Genomic DNA, 23,529 nt, shown 5'->3' with positions numbered 1-23,529 from the left:
TGACTTCTTTTTTTATATACATATTATGCTAGTTTAAAACTATCAACAATGTTCCATCTATCTTCATCTTCATTGTAATGTAACAATGAAAGTTCATCGATGGTTTCTCTATGGTCTACCCCTGCAAGCTTCACTTGACCAAATATATCTTCAAATTCTTGACTCGTTAAGCCTTGAGCAATCGTAAAATGAGGAACGAATGGATGTTCAGCTTTACCATAAAATGATTCGGTATTAAATGTATTAAATAAATTTTCTAATTCTTCTGTTTTTTCTACTTTAAAATAAATAACATTATTTGTCGGTTTAAAGCTTGAAGCTTTTGTCACGTGGACCTCTACAGGTTTAAATCCATCTAATGTTTGTTTAACTTCGTCTTTAAATGAATCTAATTCTGTTTCTTTAAGTTCAAAGTGAGGTTTAATCGTAATATGTGGCATAATACGTGCATACTCAGTATCATAACGCTTACGATAGCCATCTACTTCATTTTGAAATGATTGTGACGGAATAAGTGCTAATCCTATCTTCATTGAAATTCCTCCTTTGTTTAACATACTTCTATTATATCAAAATTCTATTTAATACGTTATTAGATACAACATTTTTTGAAAAGGCTTTCAAAAAAAGATTTGTAAACTATTAATATGTACTATTATTTATTATTATTTAAAAAATAATAGAGAATATCTCCGAGCATAGGTTTCCATGATTTCCAATTATGACTACCATTAAATTCATTGTATACGTAAGTGACACGCTCATCTTGTTCAATAAGGTTTGCTAGCTTTCTATTTGGAGTTAAAAAATCCGCTTGCTCACCAGTCGTTGGTAATTTAAAATCGACTTCATCTTTACCAATCGCATGCCAAATCGTTAATCGATTACGTTGCTTACATGTCTCAAATTTTTCAAGAACAGTATGATCTGAGTGCGGACTAAACATAGCTATTTGACTAAATATTGAAGGATAAGTCAATGAAGTAAGAAAGGCAATACTTCCAGCTAAACTATCTCCTATTAATAATCTAGAATTTCCCACCTTATATGTAGGGAACGTTTGATCAATGAAAGGTAAAAGCTCTTTAACTACTGACTGAATCGTCTTTTGACTACGACTACCTTGAGGATGAAACTCTTCTCTACGTTTCTCAACATCTTCATAATGAAATCCAACAATAATAGCACGTTCAATATGTTCCTCTTTTCTTAGACGTTCATATTCACGCTGAATCCTTCCAAATCGGAAAAAATCCAATCCATCAAAACAAATAATCACCTGAGACTTAAATAATTCAGTAAAATCTTCTGGAAGATAAATCGACAATGTGATATCTCTTTCTAGAATGTCACTACTCAAAATATATTTATTAATTTTTCCAGCTTTAAATTCTCCCATGTTATCTTCTCTCCTTCATATATATTCATATTGTATCAATTTTATTTATTAGTGACAGTGATATAAACGTTTATAATAAGCTTTTTTATTTTAGATTTTATATACTTTTTTAAGAAAATTAGGAATTGTTTAATTAAGCTCATCTATTTTTATACAACTAAATATTATAATATAATTCTTTTTTAGTTAATCAACTTTTCCTTTTTAACATCTCTTATTTAAGATATACTTATTACTAATGAATTCATTACTTTAGGAGGAAGTAAGTCTATGCTTAATAAAGTATGGTTTCGAACTGGGATTTTCTTAATCATCCTGTTCGTACTTATAAAGTTATTTATGGAAGTGCATAGTGTATTTACACCTATAGCAACTATTATTGGTTCAGTGTTTCTTCCATTCTTGTTAAGTGGATTTTTATTTTATATCTGCTTACCTTTTCAAACACTTTTGGAAAAATGGGGTTTCCCACGTTGGGCAAGTATTTTAACTATCTTTATCGTATTAATCGCTATTATCGCTATCGTAGTAGCTTTCATTGCGCCTATTATTATTTCTAATGTTAATAATTTAATCAAAGCAACACCAACTTTACAACGTGATGCAGAGCAAGTGGTTAATTTCTCATTAAATCAAATGGATAAATTACCAAGTGATGTAACAGCGAAAATTAATTCAACAATGAAATCAATCAGTGATAGTTTAACTGGTATATTAGCAAATTCAATCACTTATATCACATCTCTTATTTCAACCATCTTCTTATTGATTATGGTACCGTTCTTCTTGATTTATATGTTAAAAGATCATGAAAAATTTATTCCAGCAATTGGTAAATTTTTCAAAGGAGAACGTAAAGTTTTTGTTGTTGATTTACTTAAAGATTTAAATTATACGTTAAAATCGTATATTCAAGGTCAAGTTACTGTTAGTTTCATCTTAGGTATTATTCTTTATATTGGTTATACCCTTATTGGGTTACCTTATACTCCATTGCTTGTATTATTCGCTGGTGTAGCAAACTTAATCCCATTTTTAGGACCATGGTTATCATTTGCGCCTGCTGCAATATTAGGAATTATCGATGGTCCATCAACATTTATTTGGGTTTGTGTTGTTACATTAATTGCACAGCAACTTGAAGGTAATGTCATCACACCTAACGTCATGGGTAAATCATTAAGTATTCATCCACTTACAATCATTGTTGTTATCTTAGCAGCGGGTGATTTAGGAGGATTCACACTTATTTTAATTGCTGTTCCACTTTATGCAGTATTAAAAACAGTAGCAAGAAATGTATTTAAGTATCGTCAACGTATCATTGATAAAGCAAATAGCGATGTTAAAGATTAATTTAATTATTAATGCTTTTTAATTACTTACTGCGGATAGAACATATTCTATTCGCAGTTTTTTTATGTCATATCACATTAAATAATATAAAGCTAGAAGAGGGATAAAATTCATTTTTAAGTCGTCGTTCTACATCATCAATGCCTATGCCTCTCCAATTTGCGTTGAATATAGATGTTCTTATTAAAAGTCTCTATGTTCTAGCCTTGGAAGTGAAATTGAATAAAGCTTGATACAAATGCATTTTCAACTCAGTCATCAACTGTCAATTTATTAAAAAAGTCTAAGACAACTCATTGTCTCAGACTCTTGGATTTATCATATATCTTATATCTATTTTTCAATTTAAACTTATTTAATTGCGTGGAAACCACTATCTACGTGGATATTTTCTCCAGTCACACCACTTGAAAAATCACTTAATAAATAAGCAGCAGTTCTGCCCACTTCTTCTTGATCTACATTACGTCTTAACGGTGCACGTTCTTCAACTTCTTTAAGAATTAAGTTCAAACCACCTACACCTTTAGCACTTAATGTACGAATTGGTCCAGCAGAAATTGCATTGACTCGAATATTATCTGGGCCTAAATCATATGCTAAATATTTAACATTTGCTTCAAGACTTGCTTTTGCAACACCCATCACATTATAGTTTTGAATTGCAAATTCTCCGCCTAAATAAGTTGTAGCTACAATACTACCCCCATTCGGCATAATTTTTTTCGCTTCATGAGCTACAATTGTTAATGAATATGAACTAATGTCTTGTGCAAGTAGGAATCCTTCACGAGATGTTTCAGAAAAACGACCACGTAAATCTTCCATATTAGCAAATGCAATTGAATGATAGACGCCATCAATAGTTCCAACTTCTTCACCAATTTTCGCAAAGCCATTAATGACATCTTCATCTTTTTGAACATCTATTTGATACAAATGATGCTCTTTTTGATTTAATTGGCCTAATAATTTTTCTAATTCTTTTTTACTGCGCTCTTTACGATATGTAAATACGAGATGAGCACCTAATTCGTCTAATACTTTAGCTACGCCAAAACCAATACTACGTTTATTAGCGATACCCATAATGACAAAGGTTTTATTTTCTAAATTAATCATATAAATTATCTCCTTATATTACTTTATATTAATCCGTTCATTATAAACGTTTTTAACATACATATTTTACCATTGTTAATAATATTTAATAAAGTAATAATAAATTTTCAAATCATCTCAATAAAAAGAGAGGTACATAAAGTAATGTATCTTTTTATGTTATTTTTCAAAGATACCCTTTATTTTGTCCTCTCTTTTAAATAGATTAATAATAAAATTCTAATTCAGATTTGAGTTCATCTACATATTCTTTAGAACCTGTTACAATTAAACGGTCTTTATATCTAAGTTGCGTATCTCCATGTGGTACAATGGATTCATTATTTCTAACAATACGTACAAATATGATGTCCCCACCAAATGGGAAATTACGCAATAGAATATTTTCGTATTTATAATTTAACATTTCAATTTCATATAGTGAAGTTTCAACGTTACTTAAAATATTTAGCATATTTGGTGTTTCAATTAAACCTTTTAAGAAAATTTTATTACTAATAAAATTACTAAATACTTCAATACCATCTGTTTTTAACTCTTCATCATCACCACTATTTTCTAGTCGACAAATAACTCTGTTTACACCATGAGATTTAGCTAATTTTGCTATCATTTTATTTAAGCCATCATCATTAGCAGAACATACGACAATATCTTGATTAAATAAGCCAAGTCTCTCTAATAAACTTTCTTCATATTCACTAATTTCAATAACAGTCACATTGTCAGGTAAATTACGCTGATCACCTAAATCTTTACGGTAAAACAACGTTATATTATATAACTGTGAAGTCAGATTTTGAACAATTGGAATAGTCAATTGATTTTTACCAATTAACGCAATATCAATTTTCCGGTTCACTTCATCTGGAATTGGGAATAATTTTTTAAATACAACAGGTACAAATACACATGTAATAATTGCACTTAATATTAATATTCCTGACATTTCAGAAGTAATTGCTTTTAATTCTTCAGCAATTTTTGCTGCAGCAATAACAAGCGAAAGTGTTGATGTTAATAAAAATGCTGATGCAATAGTTGTTTTAGTATCAAACCATCTTCGAATAAATAAGACAGGAATCAACTTAGAAACGATAAAGGACAATATAAGTATCGGAATTATAATAAGTAAAGAGGGTTCTTTAATTAAAGATGGTATATCTAAATCTACACCGACCATAATAAAGAATATCGGTATAAAGAATCCGTATCCAAATGAATCTAAAGTATGAATGATTTCTTCATCAGGTTTTAACAGTGATACAACTACACCAGCTAAAAAAGCACCTAATATATATTCAGCACCAACACCCTCAGCAAGAGCAACCAGTAAAATGATTAATGCAAAAATGGCCCGTATACCAATTTGTGTTGTACCACCCATTAAGCGTTGCATAAAATTTAACCGTTTAAATACAGAACCTAACAAATAAAATATTGCAGTAAACACGATTAAAATTGCAGATAGCCAAATTGACCCTCCGCCTTCACCATTGATTCCACCATAAATAGTTAATAAAACCATCGTAAATAAATCTGCTAATACTGCTACTAATAATATAAATTGTCCTATTGTTGTGCGCATGATATTCATTTCTTTAAGTGTTGGCACAACTACACCCAATGAAATAGTTGAAATAATAATGACCATTAATAATACATCATCTACAAAGCCTAACCATTTAAATGCAAATGCTAAAATGATTGAAAGTACCATTATTAATGAAAAAACTGTAAGTGCTAATTGTAAATGACTTGGTAAATTCTTTTCATTTTTATCAATACCCTGTCTCTTTCTTGTGTCTTTTTTAAATGCGCTGAAATCAATTTCTAGTCCACTTAAAAACATTAAAAAGATAAAACCTAATGTTGACAGAATATTTAACATTTCATCTTTGTGGACAAGTCCTAAAAATGAGTTTCCTATAATAATTCCCATTAATATTTCAGCTACGACAACAGGTAAAAAAGTGACGTTTAATCGATTAACAATAATCGGTGTAAGAAATGCTGCGACGACGACTATGACCAAAGAAAAAAATTCCATTTCATCCCCCTATGTTAGATATGACATAAATGTTGTTGCAAGTCCAAAATAAATTAACATACTTACAATATCATTGATAGTTGTAATAAATGGTCCACTTGCGACAGCAGGATCGATATGAATTTTATTCATTAAGATTGGAATCATTGATCCTACTAACGTACCTACTGTCATGGCAATAGTTAAACTTGCACCTACAATCAGTGCCAAGAATGGTTGACGATAAATAATGACAATAATTAAGAATAAAATCACTGCACATACAAAACCAGTGATTAACCCACTACCTGCTTCTTTTAAAGCTATTTTAAGTTTACTTTTTTCTTTAATATCACCATTAGAAATATTACGAACAGACACTGCTAATGATTGTGTTCCTGAATTTCCTGACATCCCACTTATAATAGGGATAAATGCTGCTAATAATGCAACTTGCGACAAGGTATCTTCAAAACCACCCAGAATCGTTGCTGTTATCATACCTAAAAATGTTAAAATAATAAGCCACGGTAATCTCTTCAATGCTTTCTTAAATACTGATTGATCAGTAGACTTAGTATCAGAAACCCCCGCTAAACGTGAATAATCTTCATCTGCTTCTTCATTTACAACATCTAAAATATCATCTATTGTGATAATCCCTACTAAATGATGTTGATAGTCGATCACAGGCATAGCAATAAAGTCATAATCTTTCATTTTTTGAGCAACACGTTCTTGATCTTCTTCTACATTTACACTTACAACACGTCGAATCATTACTTCTTCAACATGAGCATCAATATTTGCTACAATTAAATCTTTCAAAGATAGAACACCTACGAGTTGACCGGCAGTATCAACGACATAAATCACATATATCGTTTCTGCGTCAGGTGCTTGACTTTTAACTAGCATGAGTGCCTCTTTTACAAATGTACCAATATCCAATGAAATATATTCAGTAGTCATGATACCGCCAGCAGTATCTTCTTCATAATGTAATAACTTTTTGATTTTATCTGTGACTCTGTTATCCATCAAAGCTAATAAACTGGCAACTTTTGAGTTAGATAATTCATTTAGAATATCAACTGCGTTATCTGTAGACATATTTTCTAATACTTCACTTGCATAATGTGCATGCATTGAATCAAATAATATTTCATATTCTTTCCCCTCAATATCTAATTGATTAAAAAATCTACTCACTTCTTGAGGCGATAAAAATTCGAATATTCTTTGTCTATTCTGATTCGTTGTATTTTCAAAATATTCACTTTGTTCATATTGATGTATAGTTAGAAATTCTTTTCTGAATTGATCTATATCATTGCGGTTTAAACTGTCATCTAGTAGTTTTTGATTGTATACTTTATTATGTTGTATGTCAGTTGTTTCTGTATTTAATGACATCAAATGTACCTCCTAATTTTAATTTACACTTTGATATATTTTTTCTAAGTTTTTATAGTCTAAAATAATCTCGATTTCTTTATTATATATTGGATGTCTAAATTTTACTTTATAACACTGTAAAGATTGTGTTTGAATCCGAGGATGAAAACCATCATATAAGTCATCCCCAATAAGTGGATGACCAATATGCTTAAAATGAACTCTAATTTGGTGTGTTCGTCCAGTATGTAATTTAACTTCACATAAACTTGCACTGTGATGACTACTCAACGTTTTATATTCAGTTTTTGCATGTTTACCAGATGGCGTAATACACCGAGTAATAATACTATCTTTGTTTCTACCAATAGGTGCCTCTATCATAGATTGTTCTTTAGTTTTACCGTAACACACACATATATATCGCTTATCTATTTCAAATGTCGACATAAGGTGATGAAGATGACCATGTTTAGTAAAGATAACGATGCCCGTCGTATTACGATCTAATCTTGTAACAATATGAGGTACTACATATTGTACTTTATTTGTAGAATGATTTAAATAATACATCACGCGCTCAATTAAACTATCATGAGGATGTTCTCTTGAAGGTGCACAATTTAAATGCACCGGTTTTGAAACGATAATTAAATATGTATCTTCATATAATATTTCAATATGTTTGTTTGAAGGACGAAGATATGTACTTGGAACTTCTTCCGGCAGTTTAACAATAAGTTGATCATCTTTTTTCAACATATATCTAACTGTCACAGGTTGCCTATTAATAATTAAAGCGCCATCACGTTTAATGGCGCTAATTGTTTTCTTTGAATAATTATGACGTTGTAAAAATGTCTTAAGCATTTCTTCGCTATGAATATGGTATACAAATTTCATCAATCATCTTCACTTTCAATAAACGAATCATGAACTCTTTTCCAAAAAGGAAATGGTCTAAACCTAGCAAAACGAACTTTTTCATTTGCGACCCTAAATTGAATGTCGCTCACATTTTTATGTTTTAGACTGACATGGTCAATTGTTGTTCTAATTGTATTATGATTTACAGGTGTAATCAAACATGTATGATGCTTAGGTAATACTAATGGTGAACCTACCGTTCTAAATACTCTATTATTAATAGATGCAATTTCAGCAATTTGCATGGCTTCAAGAGAAGGATGAATCAGTGCACCACCTAGTGCTTTATTATAAGCCGTCGACCCAGAAGGTGTAGAAATACATAGACCATCCCCTCTAAATCGTTCAAAATGTTTACCTCTAATTGCGACATCTGCTACTAATGTTGATCCATTTTCAGTTTTCATAGTTGCTTCATTGAGTGCTAGATAGCGTGTTTCATTCTTAGTATTGTTATATTTAACAATAATTTCAAGTAATGGATATTCAATCACTTGAAATTCAGAATGATGAATTTCATCAATCAATTTTTCAACTTCATGAGGTAACCAGTCTGCGTAAAAACCTAAATGACCAGTATGTACTCCAACGAATGCTACATTTGATAACATATGACTATACTGATGAAAAGCTTGCAAAAGTGTTCCATCTCCACCGACAGATATTACTATTTCTGGATTTTCTGTATCCTCCATCATATGAAAAGAGTTCATTTGATTCATCATTTTATGTTTAAGCGTGTTTGATTTAGAGTCACCTTTAGATAAAATCGTATAACGCATGTATTGACACCTCATCAGTCATGTTTTTTTGCACGTTTTTGAGTATAATATTTTTGAGCTTCTTGTATTTCCTCTTTAATTTCAGACATCTCTTCATCTAATAAGTAAGCCGCTTCAGCAGCTCTTTCTAGACGATGTTGTATCTCAGCAGGATAATCTCCATCATATTTATATCTTAATGTATGTTCGATTGTAGCCCAAAAATTCATTGCTAATGTTCGAATTTGAATTTCAGCTAATATCATTTTTTGACCACTTAATGTTTCAATTGGATACTCGATAATTACATGATATGAACGATAACCACTTTGTTTTGTATTGTTAATATAATCTCTTTCTTCTACAACTTTAAAATCTTGTCGTTGTCTAAGCATGTTAACAACTACATCAATATCATCAACGAATTGACACATCATCCTTAAACCAGCTATGTCGTACATTTCTTCACGTAATCGATCAAAAGGAATTCCCCTTTTATTCGCTTTATCAATGATACTTGTAATAGGCTTTACACGACCAGTTACAAATTCAATGGGTGAGGCGTTGTCTCCAACTTCATATTGCTTACGTAAGCCTTTTAATTTCACCTTTAATTCATCGACTGCTTGTTTATATGGTGTTAAAAATTGCTCCCATTGATTCATATGGTTCCACTCCGTTTCACTTTAGTTCGAAAGTTTCTTCAACTGCTGAAACAAACTCCTTACCATAGTTATTATTTCCTTCAACATTTTCTAGGATATAACTTAATTCATCTTGAAAATGTTCTAATTCTAATTCATCGTTAATAATTACTTTTTTATCTCTATTATTATGTAACATTGACCACGTCTCTTGTACAAAAATCAAATATGAATACGACGAGCCATCATCTAATAAATAAGCAAAACTAAAATTATCACTATCTACAAGCATTTGTCCTACTTCATCTAATCCATCAGTTGGATCTTCTGAGTAGCAATAAATGCTATCATCTTTGATTTTAATTTCATTTACATATATACGCATGCTTGTTCCTCCTTATTATTCCTTATTAGTTTAACATAATTTAACTTTCAAACACACATTAGAGTACCATAGTTCAAGTATGCCCTAAACGATTAAATATTTAGCTCCATATATTTTATTTTTAGTATTGTTATTACTTTAATTTTTTACAAATGTCCGTCATAATGAACTACAATAATATACTAAAGATTTTCTAATGAGGTGTAATTATGAGTACTAATAATGAAATTGAATTTAAGCAATTAATTGATTTCAATACATATAACGCGATTAAAGATTCTTACTTTAAACAACTCACACCATTCACTCAAACAAATTATTATATTGAATCACCTAGTTTCAAACTACGTGATCATCGTTCTGCTTTAAGAATACGTGTTAAACAAAACACATTTGAAATCACACTAAAAGTACCAGCTAAAGTTGGCTTGATAGAATATAATCATCCAATCGATATTAAGCCTCATATTGGACAAACAATTGTCAAATCAACATTACCTAACGATATTCAAAAAATTCTTACTGAATTTGATATTGAAGAAAACGAATTAAGTGTTTTAGGTGCATTGACAACTGAAAGATTAGAAGTTGAATTTCAAAATGAACTATTAGTATTAGATAAAAGTCAATACTTTGATAAAACAGACTATGAACTAGAATTTGAAGTCAATGATTATCAAATAGGCTTTGAAAAATTTCAAAATTTATTAAAACAATTTGACCTAGTTCATGAGCCCCCTAAAAATAAAGTTCAACGCTTTTTTGAATATCAAGCTCAATTATAATAGATGTGAGATAAACTTGTGAAAAGTCAAATTACTTTTAAATGTAAAAATTCATGTTATATTAGAAATACATTAATAGAAATGGGTGATACTATGACTACAACACCTTATGATGTAATAGGAGAAAAAGCTTTGTATGATATGATTGATTATTTTTACTTTCTTGTAGAGAATGATCAAAGAATCAACCATTTATTTCCTGGAGATTTTAAAGAAACAAGTAGAAAGCAAAAGCAATTCTTAACACAATTTCTAGGAGGTCCTGATTTATACACTCAAGAACATGGTCACCCAATGTTAAAAAAGAGACATATGGCATTTAGAATTACTACTTATGAAAGAGATGCATGGTTAGAAAATATGTATAAAGCTCAATTTCCAGCAGGAGTTGGCGAATACTTGTATGAAAGATTGTGTTTAACTGCTAACCATATGGTGAATTCCTAAATATAATTGAAGGTGAGTTAAACATGGCTGAAGAACTTAAAATTGTAGATAATGCGAGTCGTGAAAGCACTAATCTGTCACCTGTAAATAAAATAGAAATTTATTCATTCTTTGATCCCTTTAATAAAGATTGTTTTAAATTATCCGCAATTATTTCTAAATTAAGAATTGAGTATAATCAATATATTCGAATCAGACATATTTTGAATCCTTCATTAAAGGTTTTGACTAAATGTCAAGCTCAAAGTACTTCAGATTTTGATAATATTGCTTTAGCATATAAAGCTGCTGAATTACAAGGTAGATTAAGAGCGGAACGTTTTATTCATTTAATGCAGAACGAAATTATACCAAAAAAAGATATTATCACTGAAGAAATGATTTGTAATTGTATTAAAAATGCTGGTTTAGATTATGATGTTTTCAAAGAAGACTTACAAAAAAATAAACTTACCGAAAGTTTAAAAATAGATTTGCATATTGCAAGAGAAATGGAAATTGAACAAGCGCCTTCACTTGTATTTTTTAGTGAAGATGTGCATGAAGAAGGTTTGAAAGTCGAAGGTCTTTATCCTTACCATATTTATACTTATATTATTAATGAATTAATGGGATGCCCTATCGAAAAAGAATTACCTCCAAATCTCGAAACTTATATTCAATCCAAACAATTAGTAACGATGGAAGAACTGCTTACTATTTATGAGTGGCCAGAAAAGTTACTCGTAAAAGAATTAAAAAAATTAGCTTTACAACAAAAAGTTGAAAAACTAAATTATCCTGACGGCGAATTTTGGCAATCTAAAATGCCTAAGAAATAACAAAGAGCGATCACTTATATGAAGTGTATCGCTCTTTTTATATTAAATTGATTTAATAATTAAGCATAAAAAAAACGCCGTGTCTGATTACACGACGCTAAACAAAGGGGATGGGAGAAATTTTTCACTTCAAACAAAGGGGTATGTTTGTTATGTGATTAATTTCATGTATATAATATAACACGCTCAAAACGTCGTTTCAATATTAAACTACATTTCCATCCGAAATGTCACAAATTAGACACATTGAAAACGAATACACTATTTTTAGTGCTTCATTAATTTTTCAAATGCTTCTAATTTTTGTTCAAAAACTTCACACGCTTGCTCTATAGGTTCTGGTGTAGTCATATCTACACCTGCATTCTTAAGAATCTCAATTGGGTAATTAGAACTACCTTTTTTCAAGAATTCATTTATATATCTTTCAACAGCAGGTTGTCCTTCTGTTAAAATTTGATGACTTAAACTTTGAGCTGCACTGTATCCAGTTGCATATTGGTACACATAATAATTCATATAGAAGTGTGGAATACGAGACCACTCTTTACTAATATGATCATCTGTTTCTACCACATCACCAAAGTATAGTCTATTTAATTTAGCGTACTCTTCATTCATACGAGTTGATGTTAATGGCTCTCCCGCTTCCTCAATTTGATGAATTTTATGTTCAAATTCAGCAAACATAGTTTGACGGAATAATGTTGCTCTGAAACGCTCAAGTTCTTGGTTTAGTAATAATAGACGTCGATCATCATCTAAATGTTTATCCATATAATCACTTAGTAGAGCTTCATTACATGTTGAAGCAACTTCAGCTACAAAGATAGAATAATCACTAGAGTTTGATGGTTGATTTTTACGACTAAAGTAACTATGTGCAGAATGTCCAAATTCATGCACAAGTGTATATAAATCAGAGATTGTATCAGACCAATTTAATAAAATAAATGGATTAGTTAAATGTGCGCCTGAAGAATAAGCACCTGAGCGTTTTCCTTTATTCTCATAAACATCTACCCAACGATGATTTAAACCTTCTTTAACTACATCTAAATATTCTTTTCCCATTGGTTCTAGCGCTTTTAGCATCCATTCTTTAGCTTCGTCATATGGCATTTCAAATTTAACATCTTTAACTAATGGAGTATAAATGTCATACATTTTCAAATCATCAATACCCAAAAGTTCTTTTCTCAATTGAGTGTATTTATGCAACAATGGAAGATATTTATGAACTGTTGCAACTAAATTATCATATACTTCTTCAGGAATATGGTTATTACTTAAAGCGCGTTCACGTGCCGTTTTATAGTTATGCGCACGAGCATTGAAAATATTTTTCTTAACTTCACCAGCTAAAGTTGAGCCTAATGTATTGTTATATGCACCATACGCTTCATATAAGTTGTTATAAGCTGACTGACGTAATTCACGATCATCTGATTCTAAATATTTAATAAATGTACCTTGTGTTAAAGGATGTTTTTTTCCATCTTTATCTACTGCATCTTTAAATTCTAAATCAGCATTACTAAACATGCCATAGACATTTTCTGGAGTTGATAATGCATCTTGCGCTTGGGTTAATAATTTTTCTTTATCAGCATCTAAAATATGTGGACGTTTTTCATTAATTAATTTCAAGTCAAATGCATAACGTTTTAAATCATCGTTACTCTTAATAAAAGATTCTAATTTCTCTTCATCAATTTGCAAAATCTCTGGAACTAAGAAACTCCATGCTGAGCTAATTTTTATGATGAGTTGATGCGCACGAGATTCAAAACCAGTATATTTATCGTTAGATGTATCTTGGTCTTGTTTTAAATGTGCATAAACATACACCTTTTCTAATTGTGTTCCAATCTCATCTTCTAAAGCTAAAGCATTATATAAAGTTTTAGCACTATCTCCTAGATGTCCTTTAAATTGTTCTTCTTTACCTAGGTAACTTTCTACCTCTTTTAATGCTTTTTCAAAAGCTTCATCGCTTTCAAAAATAGTTGTTAAATCCCAAGTTTCATTTGGATATTTTCGTTCTTGCTCTTCTCTAGTAAGTTGTTGACTCATACATGTACCTCCTAAATGAATTAATGTTATAATTTTCTCATTATTTTATTTATTTTGCACGTTTAAACTCCCACTTACTTGTTGAATATAATCATCTATTAACTTTAAAGTAATTTCTTCTTTATTAATATCCTGTAGATAAAATTGTCTGAATTTCAAATACGACATTAAATAATGCTTGGGAAGGTTATGTTTTAACAACAACTTAAGCTTGAGTTGCCATTGTACTGGATGATTTTCAATAAAAATTTGATACGAAAAAATATAACCTGTATCTCTACATACCTCATCGTCAGTTATTTGTAATTGATACATAGCACTTAAAGACGGTTCTAACACCGAACGTTTTTTTCTACAATTAAAAATATAACGACTGATATGTCTATTTGACAATTTATAACAATATGACTCATTCTTTTTTTCATTGAATGATAATAATTCAGAAATTTGAATAATTCGTCTATGCGCAATAAATTTTCGGCCACCAATATGTTGTATATTGACATACTTTACTATCAGTTGTTTTTCATGCTCCCAACTATATAACGTTCTATCAATCGGATTAATGAAATAAGCTTGAAACGTGTTCAAGTATAAATAACCCTTACGATATTGTAATTGTTCGATAAGCCAAATAACTGCAACTCCAATTTGTTCAAATCCTCTTGATCGAGATTTAACCTCTTTTATACTTATTCTTGAAAATTGAACTTCTATAGCTACTTTAGCATCCACAAGAATATCAGGATACTGCATAATTTTAGAAAAATAAGGTTCTATTTCAACATTAAAGTGATATTGTTTTAAACGTTGAGCAATAAAAAATTTAACGTAGTAATGTTTTTCTGTTTCATTTTTCATGCATCTTCTTTTAACTTGAGAAACATGGGCAAAATGTGGAATCTTTTTTAACCCTTTTTTTAAAAGAAGTTTTTCTTTGCAATATGGACATCGGTATTCTTCAGTAATGATGGCTTGATGAGCATATACGGTTTCATTATTACGATTAATCGCTACTAACATGCATTCACCTCATACTATTAAACGTTTAAGATGATCCATTTACTTTTAAAAAAGAGAGTAGAAAAGAAATTTATTTTAAATTTCTTTTCTACTCTCAATTAATCGTTATATATTATTCTACTGAATCAGTAAAATAACGACGTACTTGTGAAGTAACATTATGACTCATAATAATTTTAGCGTAATCATTTAAATACACTTCTGTCTTATCACTAGGATAAGCGAATTCAAGTAATTGACTGTAGCTATCATTAATTGTCTCTTGGCTAACAGTACTATCGAAGTGAATTGCATAGTAGTAATGTGAATCACTCATATACAATAAATCTTCAAACTCATCTGTAGATAGATTATGATGATAAGCGTAATGAATGACTTCTTCTAAGTCTTCAAATTTCACAATAATTGTTCTTAAACTAGAACGTTGTTGTGATGGTTTACGTTTAGATTTATGTGCTTGTTTTTGTTGTGCACGTTGTTCAAATAAATCTTCAATACTTTCTTCTTGTTCTAATGTATTAGCTAGCAATTCATTCACTTGTTCCTCAAATTGCTCATTTGCATGATCATCTGACATGTTCATTGCTTCTTCATTTTTAGATTTAGAGATTGTGACTTCCACACCTTTTTCAAATGCATGTACTTGAATCCAAAGAGGTCCTTCAACCACAAAATCTTCTTCTTCATTAATCTCGTCCATCATTGACCAAAAGAATTCTTCACCACGCTTACGATTTGTCCATAAATCTTCACGACTAAATCCTCTTGCTTCAATATCACCATAAGTGATAAATAATTTCACAGTTGTGTCGTCAACGCGTTCTATTCTCATATCATCTCACTCCTTACAGTCGATGAATAGTAACCATATTGTATTAGAACGTAAGTTAAATTACAATTTATTTGTTTGATTAAATTTCACTATTTTAAATAGGACACTATATCATATTATATTCCCTTTTTTTATTATAAAAAACAGCACTATAGCTAAGCCAGTGCTGTTAAATAATAGGTTCTTAAATTTTAAATATTAGTCGACTAAACGTTGCGCTTCTTGTAATTGGAAAGTACGAACCTTTCTAGGTAAGAAACGTCTAATTTCATCTTCGTTATATCCAACTTGCAAGCGTTTTTCGTCTAAAATAATTGGACGACGTAATAGTCCAGGATTATCTTGAATAATCGTATATAAATCTTGCAGTGGTAAAGAATCAATATCTACGTTTAATTTTTGATAAGTTTTAGAACGAGTTGAAATAATTTCATCTGTTCCATCTTCAGTCATTTTTAAAATTTGTTTAATTTCATCAATTGTTAAATGTTCAGAAAAAATGTTACGCTCCGTATACGGAATATCATGTTCTTGTAACCATGCTTTCGCTTTACGGCAAGATGTGCAACTTGGTGATGTAAATAATGTTACCATACATCTCACTCTCCTATTGAATAAATATTATTCATTATATTAATAATTATGCTAATTTGTCTTAAGCTTATATTATAAGTATAATATGCTAACATTAAAATTAAATGAGAAAATCCTAATTTTTCTGAGAAATTTCAAATTTTCTAAAAATTTCTCTACAAAATCTAATTTCTTATGTGTATCTCTATTATAACATAACTTACAATTTAAAAAAATACTGTTATAATCTAGTTAAAATGAATTATTTTTAAAGAAAGTAGGCATCTATATGGAGACATTATTTTCAGGAATACAGCCAAGTGGGATACCTACATTAGGTAACTATATTGGTGCATTAAAACAATTTTCAGACGTACAGAACGATTACAACTGTTACTTTTGTATTGTAGACCAACATGCGATTACTGTCCCACAAGATAAAATCAAATTGCGTAAACAAATTCGTCAGTTAGCAGCAATTTATTTAGCTTCAGGTATTGATCCAGATAAATCAACATTATTTATTCAATCAGAAGTTCCAGCACATGTTCAAGCCGGTTGGATGTTAACGACCATTTCAAGTGTTGGCGAGCTTGAACGTATGACGCAATATAAAGATAAAGCGCAAAAACGTACAGATGGTATTCCAGCTGGTTTATTAACTTATCCACCTTTAATGGCAGCTGATATTGTTATTTATAATACAAATATTGTGCCCGTAGGTGAAGACCAAAAACAACATATGGAACTTACTAGAAATTTAGTAGAACGTTTTAATAGTCGTTATAACGATATATTAGTTAAACCAGAAATTCGTATGCCAAAAGTTGGGGGACGTGTAATGAGTTTACAGGATCCAACAAAGAAAATGAGTAAAAGTGATGATAATCAAAAAAACTTTATCTCATTACTTGACGAACCAAATGTTGCAGCGAAAAAAATTAAAAGCGCTGTAACTGATTCAGATGGTATTATCAAGTTTGATAAAGACAATAAACCAGGAATTTCTAACCTACTTACAATTTATTCAAGTTTAACTAATAAATCTATTAAAGAGCTTGAAACACAATACGAGAATGAAGGATACGGAACATTCAAAACAGACTTATCAGAAGTAGTTAAAGACTTTTTAGTACATTTCCAAGAAAAATATAACGAATTTTATAATTCAGATAGATTGGATGACATCTTAGATCAAGGGCGTGACAAAGCTCAAAAAGCTTCTTTTAAAACACTGAAAAAAATGGAACGTGCAATGGGCTTAGGACGTAAGAGATAAATTAAAAGCGATTGATCAATATTGATCAGTCGCTTTTTTATCATTATCTTCTATCTTTTGGATTAAACGCATCTTTTAAACCTTCACCAACAAAATTAATACTTAATATAGTAAACATAATCATTAATGCAGGAGGCATCCAAATCCATGGTTTAGAACTAATTACATCACCTTCTTGAGCATCGCTTAACATATTTCCCCATGAAGGAATAGACTTACTAATACCAAATCCTAAAAAACTTAGTCCTGATTCAACTACAATCATACCAGCAAAGGTTAATGTCGTTTGAACAATAACAACACTAATAATATTAGGTAATAAGTGTTTTAAGATAATTTTATGTGTAGGAGTTCCTATGGATTTAGCTGCTAAGAAATACTCATTTTCTTTTTCTTGCATCACTTTACCTCTTATAAGTCTCGCTATCCCACCCCAACTTAAAATGATAATAACCACTATTAAAATCAATGCAGAACCGTATGGATTTTTAATTTTATCTCCTAATGCTGCATTTAGAACAATTGCAAAAATTAAAAATGGAAATAACATCACAAATTCTGTAATTCTCATTAATATTGTGTCAGTTATACCTCCAAAATAACCTGATATTACTCCAATTGTAATTCCAATGATCAACATACCAATAGTCGAAGTTAGTCCAATCGTTAACGAAACTCTCCCTGCATATAATAATCTGCTAAAATTGTCTCTTCCTCCAGAATCAGTGCCTAAAATATTATGTGAAGACATATCACCTTTAATATTTAAAAGATCTTGTTGATTAATTGGTAGAGGAGCTAATAACGGTGCAATAATAGAAATAATAGCTAAGAAAAATAAAAATATTAAGGATACCATTGCAATTTTATTTTTTAAAAACTTTTTTAAAGCTAATTGTGTTGGAGAATAAATTTTTTTAGTAGAATTTTTTTTACTGCTTCGTTCTTTTTTCATAATACTCTTGCCTCTTTTATTTAATTACTGTGAATTCTTGGATCTATAAAATTATATGTAACATCAGAGATAAGATTGCCAAATAGACCTAAGAATGAAAAGAAAAGTGTTAAAGCCATCATTAATGGATAATCTTGGCCTGTTACTGATTCTAAAAATAATTTTCCTATACCATTAAATGAAAAAATAGTTTCAGTTATTACTGCGCCACCTAAAATACTTACAATATCTGCCCCTAAAAATGTAATTATAGGAATAAGTGAATTTCGTAAAATATGCTTATTATAAATTTTATTAGTTGATAAACCCTTAGCTTTCGCTGTTAGAACATAATCTTTATTTGAATTATCAATAATATCATTTCTAAGGTATTGAATATAACCAGCAGTAGATAACAAACCTAATGTTAAAGCAGGTAATAACGTATGATATATTTTACTTATATAGTAACTAAACGTTCCTTCTTCTAAATTAATATCAACAGAACCTTGAAAAGGAAATATTGGAATTTGAAATGCGAATAAATATATTGCAAAAACACCTGCTATAAATGAAGGAATAGCTAGCATAATATAGTTGAATATTTGAATTGTATAATCACTTAGTGTATAGGCATATCTACCAGATATAATCCCTAATATAAAAGATAATATGTATGTAATGATTAACGAAACTGTCCCTAATAATATTGTATTAGGTATACGTTCACTTATTAATTCAAGTACTGGTCGTTTATATTTAATTGATTCTCCTAGATTACCATGAGTCACATTATCTACCCATCTAATATATTGTATAGGAATTGAGTCATTAAGACCTAATTTTTCTTTTTGAGCTTCAATTGCCTCTTGTTTAATATGAGGATTATATTGTCCTGTAAATGGATCACCAGGTTGAATGATTGCTAAACTAAATACCACTATAGATATCAAAAACAGTAAAGGAATCATTAATAAAAATCTTTTTATTATAAGTCTTAGCACTTCACTCTCCTCCTTCGCTATAGAAACAAGCAACATAATGATTAGGCTTAATTTCTTTTAATTTAGGTCTTTTTTCTGAACATATTTTTTTTGCTATTGGACACCTAGTGTGAAACGGACATCCTTGTGGTGGATTACTTGGAGAAGGTAATTCTCCATTTAAAATAACTCTATTTGATTTTTGTTTATTAAATTGTGGTATTGAAGATATAAGTGCTTTAGTATATGGATGATAAGCATGAGTATATAGTTCATGGCTATCCGCTATTTCAACCAAATGACCTAGATACATTACGCCTATGACATCACTAATATGTTTCACAACGCTTAAGTCATGTGCTATAAAGAGATAACTGAGACTAAATTCTTTCTGTAAATCTTTCAATAGATTCAAAACTTGTGATTGTACTGATACATCTAATGCACTTACAGGTTCATCTGCAACAATTAACTTAGGTCGTATTGCTAAAGCTCTAGCAATTCCAATTCTTTGACGCTGTCCTCCTGAAAATTGATGAGCATATTTATAATATGCTTCTTCGCTCATACCTACACATTTTAATAAGTATAGTACTTCATCTTTCAAATTCTTTTTATCTACAAGATGATAATTTAGTAAGGGCTCACCTACAATATCACCAACCATTTGCATAGGGTTTAAAGATGCATAAGGATCTTGAAAAATCATCTGAAAATCTTTGCGTGCATTTCTTAATTCTTTACCTTTAAGTTTAGTAATACTTCTACCGCATATTTTAATATCGCCAGATGTTATATTTTCTAAGCGTACAACAGACTTACCAAGAGTAGATTTCCCACAACCTGATTCACCTACTAAACCAAATGTTTGTCCTTTTTTTATTTTTAATGTGATATTATCTACCGCTTTTACATATTGATTCTTTTTAAAAAGACCATTTTTAATAGAATAGTAAGTTTTTAAATTCTGTATTTCTAAGATGTAATCCATATTTCTTTTCCTTTCTAATCATTAAATAGATGACAACGTACCTTACTATTATTTATATTTAGAAGCTTAGGTTCGCATTGACTACAGATATTCATTTTTTTAGGGCATCTATTAACAAAACGACATTGCTTATTATTAAATTCTGTTATATTTGGAACTAGTCCCTCTATAACTTCAAGATATTCAGTATCTTCATCTAATTTTGGAATTGTATTTAATAATTTTTTTGTATATGGATGTTTAGAATTTACTATTACGTCTTTCAAATTTCCATATTCAACAATTTGGCCAGCATACATGACCATGACTGAATCACAAAATTCAGATACAACACTTAAATCATGAGTTACTAAAATAATAGACATTTTATTTTTTCGTTGTAATTTCTTCAGTAAATCTAGAATTTGTGCTTGAACCGTAACATCTAAGGCAGTTGTAGGTTCATCTGCAATTAATAATTTAGGATTACATGAAATTGCAATAGCAATCATCACTCTTTGACGCATTCCACCTGATAGTTGATGGGGATAACTATTTAATACTTCTTCTACTCTTGCTATACCAACGTCTTCTAATAACTGTTTTGCTAATTGATATGCTTCTTTTTTATTCTTTTTTAAATGTAAAATTATAGGTTCAATAATTTGTTCCTTAATTTTAAAAACTGGGTTTAATGCAGTCATTGGTTCCTGAAAGATCATACCTATTTCTTTGCCACGAATATTTTGATATTCTTTTTCTGTTATTTTCGTTAAATCTTTACTATCAAATATGACTTTTCCATTTGTTATTTTTGAAATTCTATCAGGCAATAATCTAATAACCGATTTATTAAGTATAGATTTTCCACAACCCGATTCCCCCACAACACCTAATATTTCATTTTTTTCTAAGTTTAAAGATATCTGATCAATTGTCGGATACCATTTATTTTCAATTTTAATCGAAGTTTCTAAATCTTTAATTTCTAATAAATATTTATCCATCGCTTACTCCAATCAATAAACCCCGACTAAAGTCGAGGTTTATCCTAATCATTCTTTGGTTAATTTATATAAATCCATATCTGATCCTATTTTAATGTCCACATTTTTCACTTTGTCATTAACGACAGTTAGAGTGTCTAATTGAACAATAGGTAATGCTGGTAGTGTATCATTAGTATGTTTTTGCCATTCTAGATATATTTTTTTACGTTTTTTATCATTATTTCCTACTTTTGAGAAATCCAATGCATCATCTAATAATTTATCAGAAGTTTTATCTGTAGTACGCATTTCATTTTGTGGTCTATCAGAATGATATAAATCAGAAGGATCTGGATCAGAACCACCTGTCCATGTTCTAAAGTAAACTTCCATATCTTTAGAAGCTTGAGCTAAGTCATCATTATATTTACCAAATTCCACCATTTTCACATTCGTTTTCAAACCGACTTTTTCCCAGAAATCTTTAATTGCTGCAGTTCTAGGTTCAAATGTTGGATTTGATCCAGAATAGTGTTTTAAATTAATTTCAAATGGTTTACCATTAGGGTCTTCTCTGAACCCATCACCATTTCTATCTTTATATCCTAATTTATCTAATATTTTTTTAGCTTTTTCTGGATCATAGTTATAGTCATTTAAATCTTTTTGATTAGCTGCAATCCAATGAATTGATGGTACAAAGCTATTTAGTTCTTTACCATATCCTTGATAAAACGCTTTTATCCATTTTTTTCTATCAATTGCATATAACATTGCTTGTCTAAGCTCTTTTTCTTTATATTTTGGACGTTCTGCTCCAGTTTTATTTTTATCTTTATCATAATCATGAGATACAAATCCTATTACTGCATAATCTGTGCCTGGAGTTGACAATACTTTAAGTTTTCCATCTCCTGATTTTTTAGCTTCTTGAGCAATACTACCAGTAGTACTATCAGTCATATCGATTTCACCATTTTTCATAGCTTTAACGATTTGTGTTTGATCAATTACTTTTAAATTTATTTTGTCTAACCCTGGTTTTCCTTGCCAGTAGTCATTAAATTTTTCCAATTGTACCGCTTCACCTTGAACTACCTTTTTAACTTTGTATGGTCCAATACCTATTGGATGTTTTCTAACCTTATCTGACTTAGCTAGGTCTTTTACAGGAACATCACTTAAATATTTCTTACTTAATAAAGGTCCAGCAAAGAAACTTTCTAGATAATTAACTTTTTTATCTTTGAAAGTCACTTCCATAGTGTATTTATCTACTTTTTTAATACCACTAATTGAATCTGCTTGGCCTTCATGTTTTTCTTTAGATCCCTCGATATTTTCAACTACTGGATAATAATTTCCATTATAATCTTTATCTGCTAACACATTTAAAGAATAAATCCAATCGTCAATCGTTAATTCATTACCATCATGCCATTTAATTCCCTTTTTAATTGAAAATTTAATTTTTTTGCCTGGATCAATGTCTTTCCAAGATGCAATATATGGCTTAGGTTTTAAATTTTTATCAAGTTTAATAAGTACCTCATTAAAATAATTTTCTACTGATGAGTCCGAAGCGTCAGAACTTAATAAAGATGATAAAGTTCCTGAAGGTGCAGCATTTAGAGCTACATTTAATACTCCACCCTTATGATTAGATGTTTCGGTTTTAGATGTAGTAGCGTCTTTAGAATTTCCTCCGCCTTTTCCACATCCACTCAATACTAATATTGCTACTAATAAAAGAATTAAATACTTTCCAATTACTTTCATTAATATCAAGCCTCCTG

General features: G+C 30.0%; 23 protein-coding genes. 5 read left to right on the top strand and 18 right to left on the bottom strand.

Annotation, left to right across the window (positions count from 1 at the left end):
• Positions 1 to 23: 23 nt before the first annotated feature.
• Entirely contained in the window at positions 24 to 533 is a 510-nt protein-coding gene (locus tag HMPREF2930_RS05885; protein WP_017175804.1) for a 2'-5' RNA ligase family protein, read from the bottom strand.
• A 122-nt stretch (positions 534 to 655) separates the two neighbouring features.
• The gene (locus HMPREF2930_RS05880) at positions 656 to 1,399 is read right to left on the bottom strand and encodes an esterase family protein (protein ID WP_017175805.1); all 744 of its coding nucleotides are present in this window, start codon (positions 1,397 to 1,399) and stop codon (positions 656 to 658) included.
• A 270-nt stretch (positions 1,400 to 1,669) separates the two neighbouring features.
• Here HMPREF2930_RS05880 and cozEa point away from each other — a divergent pair, with 270 nt between their 5' ends.
• The gene (gene cozEa / locus HMPREF2930_RS05875) at positions 1,670 to 2,755 is read left to right on the top strand and encodes a lipoteichoic acid biosynthesis protein CozEa (RefSeq protein WP_017175806.1); all 1,086 of its coding nucleotides are present in this window, start codon (positions 1,670 to 1,672) and stop codon (positions 2,753 to 2,755) included.
• 351 nt (positions 2,756 to 3,106) lie between these two features.
• Here cozEa and fabI read toward each other — a convergent pair whose 3' ends face one another.
• From fabI to HMPREF2930_RS05840, 7 genes are all read right to left on the bottom strand, one after another.
• Positions 3,107 to 3,877: an enoyl-ACP reductase FabI gene (gene fabI, locus HMPREF2930_RS05870; protein WP_019835652.1), complete on the bottom strand. Its 771-nt coding sequence runs from the start codon at positions 3,875 to 3,877 to the stop codon at positions 3,107 to 3,109.
• 205 nt (positions 3,878 to 4,082) lie between these two features.
• Positions 4,083 to 5,927, bottom strand: coding sequence for a monovalent cation:proton antiporter family protein (locus HMPREF2930_RS05865; RefSeq protein WP_019835653.1), 1,845 nt, complete (start codon positions 5,925 to 5,927; stop codon positions 4,083 to 4,085).
• A gap of 9 nt (positions 5,928 to 5,936) precedes the next feature.
• The gene (gene mgtE / locus HMPREF2930_RS05860; RefSeq protein WP_017175808.1) at positions 5,937 to 7,322 is read right to left on the bottom strand and encodes a magnesium transporter; all 1,386 of its coding nucleotides are present in this window, start codon (positions 7,320 to 7,322) and stop codon (positions 5,937 to 5,939) included.
• Between the two features lie 18 nt (positions 7,323 to 7,340).
• Positions 7,341 to 8,207 (bottom strand): RluA family pseudouridine synthase, encoded by an 867-nt coding sequence (locus tag HMPREF2930_RS05855; RefSeq protein WP_017175809.1) that lies wholly within the window; start codon positions 8,205 to 8,207, stop codon positions 7,341 to 7,343.
• On the bottom strand, positions 8,207 to 9,013 hold the full coding sequence (locus tag HMPREF2930_RS05850; protein ID WP_017175810.1) for an NAD kinase: 807 nt from the start codon (positions 9,011 to 9,013) through the stop codon (positions 8,207 to 8,209). Before HMPREF2930_RS05850 ends, HMPREF2930_RS05855 begins: the two co-directional genes overlap by 1 nt.
• A 14-nt stretch (positions 9,014 to 9,027) precedes the next feature.
• Positions 9,028 to 9,657 carry a GTP diphosphokinase gene (locus HMPREF2930_RS05845; protein WP_017175811.1) on the bottom strand — a complete coding sequence of 210 codons (630 nt, stop codon included), beginning with the start codon at positions 9,655 to 9,657 and terminating at the stop codon, positions 9,028 to 9,030.
• A gap of 16 nt (positions 9,658 to 9,673) precedes the next feature.
• A complete protein-coding gene (locus tag HMPREF2930_RS05840) occupies positions 9,674 to 10,021 on the bottom strand; it encodes a UPF0738 family protein (protein ID WP_002448177.1) in 348 nt (115 codons plus the stop codon).
• Between the two features lie 209 nt (positions 10,022 to 10,230).
• Here HMPREF2930_RS05840 and HMPREF2930_RS05835 point away from each other — a divergent pair, with 209 nt between their 5' ends.
• From HMPREF2930_RS05835 to yjbH, 3 genes are all read left to right on the top strand, one after another.
• Complete coding sequence (locus HMPREF2930_RS05835) at positions 10,231 to 10,806, top strand: CYTH domain-containing protein (protein WP_019835657.1); 576 nt, start codon at positions 10,231 to 10,233, stop codon at positions 10,804 to 10,806.
• A 93-nt stretch (positions 10,807 to 10,899) separates the two neighbouring features.
• Positions 10,900 to 11,253, top strand: coding sequence for a truncated hemoglobin YjbI (locus HMPREF2930_RS05830; RefSeq protein WP_070597281.1), 354 nt, complete (start codon positions 10,900 to 10,902; stop codon positions 11,251 to 11,253).
• 23 nt (positions 11,254 to 11,276) lie between these two features.
• Entirely contained in the window at positions 11,277 to 12,074 is a 798-nt protein-coding gene (yjbH, locus tag HMPREF2930_RS05825; protein ID WP_002488369.1) for a protease adaptor protein YjbH, read from the top strand.
• 267 nt (positions 12,075 to 12,341) lie between these two features.
• Here the strand turns inward: yjbH and pepF are convergent, their stop codons facing one another.
• The 4 genes from pepF to spxA form a co-directional block, all read right to left on the bottom strand.
• Positions 12,342 to 14,150, bottom strand: coding sequence for an oligoendopeptidase F (pepF, locus tag HMPREF2930_RS05820; RefSeq protein ID WP_017175815.1), 1,809 nt, complete (start codon positions 14,148 to 14,150; stop codon positions 12,342 to 12,344).
• Positions 14,151 to 14,195: 45 nt separating this feature from the next.
• Positions 14,196 to 15,173, bottom strand: a complete 978-nt coding sequence (locus tag HMPREF2930_RS05815; RefSeq protein ID WP_037541188.1) for a competence protein CoiA — start codon at positions 15,171 to 15,173, stop codon at positions 14,196 to 14,198.
• Between the two features lie 112 nt (positions 15,174 to 15,285).
• Positions 15,286 to 16,005, bottom strand: coding sequence for an adaptor protein MecA (gene mecA / locus HMPREF2930_RS05810; RefSeq protein ID WP_002455531.1), 720 nt, complete (start codon positions 16,003 to 16,005; stop codon positions 15,286 to 15,288).
• Between the two features lie 198 nt (positions 16,006 to 16,203).
• Positions 16,204 to 16,599: a transcriptional regulator SpxA gene (gene spxA / locus HMPREF2930_RS05805; protein WP_002448146.1), complete on the bottom strand. Its 396-nt coding sequence runs from the start codon at positions 16,597 to 16,599 to the stop codon at positions 16,204 to 16,206.
• Positions 16,600 to 16,867: 268 nt separating this feature from the next.
• Between spxA and trpS the strand changes: the two genes are divergently transcribed.
• Positions 16,868 to 17,857, top strand: a complete 990-nt coding sequence (gene trpS, locus HMPREF2930_RS05800; RefSeq protein WP_017175817.1) for a tryptophan--tRNA ligase — start codon at positions 16,868 to 16,870, stop codon at positions 17,855 to 17,857.
• Between the two features lie 43 nt (positions 17,858 to 17,900).
• Here the strand turns inward: trpS and opp4C are convergent, their stop codons facing one another.
• From opp4C to opp4A, 5 genes are read right to left on the bottom strand one after another with little or no spacing between them, the layout of a single operon-like run.
• Positions 17,901 to 18,812: an oligopeptide ABC transporter permease gene (gene opp4C / locus HMPREF2930_RS05795; protein ID WP_017175818.1), complete on the bottom strand. Its 912-nt coding sequence runs from the start codon at positions 18,810 to 18,812 to the stop codon at positions 17,901 to 17,903.
• A gap of 20 nt (positions 18,813 to 18,832) precedes the next feature.
• Positions 18,833 to 19,795, bottom strand: a complete 963-nt coding sequence (opp4B, locus tag HMPREF2930_RS05790; RefSeq protein ID WP_037541184.1) for an oligopeptide ABC transporter permease — start codon at positions 19,793 to 19,795, stop codon at positions 18,833 to 18,835.
• A gap of 1 nt (position 19,796) precedes the next feature.
• Complete coding sequence (locus tag HMPREF2930_RS05785) at positions 19,797 to 20,765, bottom strand: ABC transporter ATP-binding protein (RefSeq protein WP_017175820.1); 969 nt, start codon at positions 20,763 to 20,765, stop codon at positions 19,797 to 19,799.
• A 14-nt stretch (positions 20,766 to 20,779) separates the two neighbouring features.
• Entirely contained in the window at positions 20,780 to 21,751 is a 972-nt protein-coding gene (locus HMPREF2930_RS05780; protein WP_017175821.1) for an ABC transporter ATP-binding protein, read from the bottom strand.
• 48 nt (positions 21,752 to 21,799) lie between these two features.
• Positions 21,800 to 23,512, bottom strand: a complete 1,713-nt coding sequence (opp4A, locus tag HMPREF2930_RS05775) for an oligopeptide ABC transporter substrate-binding protein (RefSeq protein ID WP_017175822.1) — start codon at positions 23,510 to 23,512, stop codon at positions 21,800 to 21,802.
• Positions 23,513 to 23,529 lie beyond the last annotated feature (17 nt).

Origin of the sequence: Staphylococcus sp. HMSC068C09 (assembly GCF_001813735.1) — a bacterium.
GTDB lineage: Bacteria > Bacillota > Bacilli > Staphylococcales > Staphylococcaceae > Staphylococcus > Staphylococcus hominis.
This window is presented reverse-complemented; position numbering and strand designations above follow the sequence as displayed.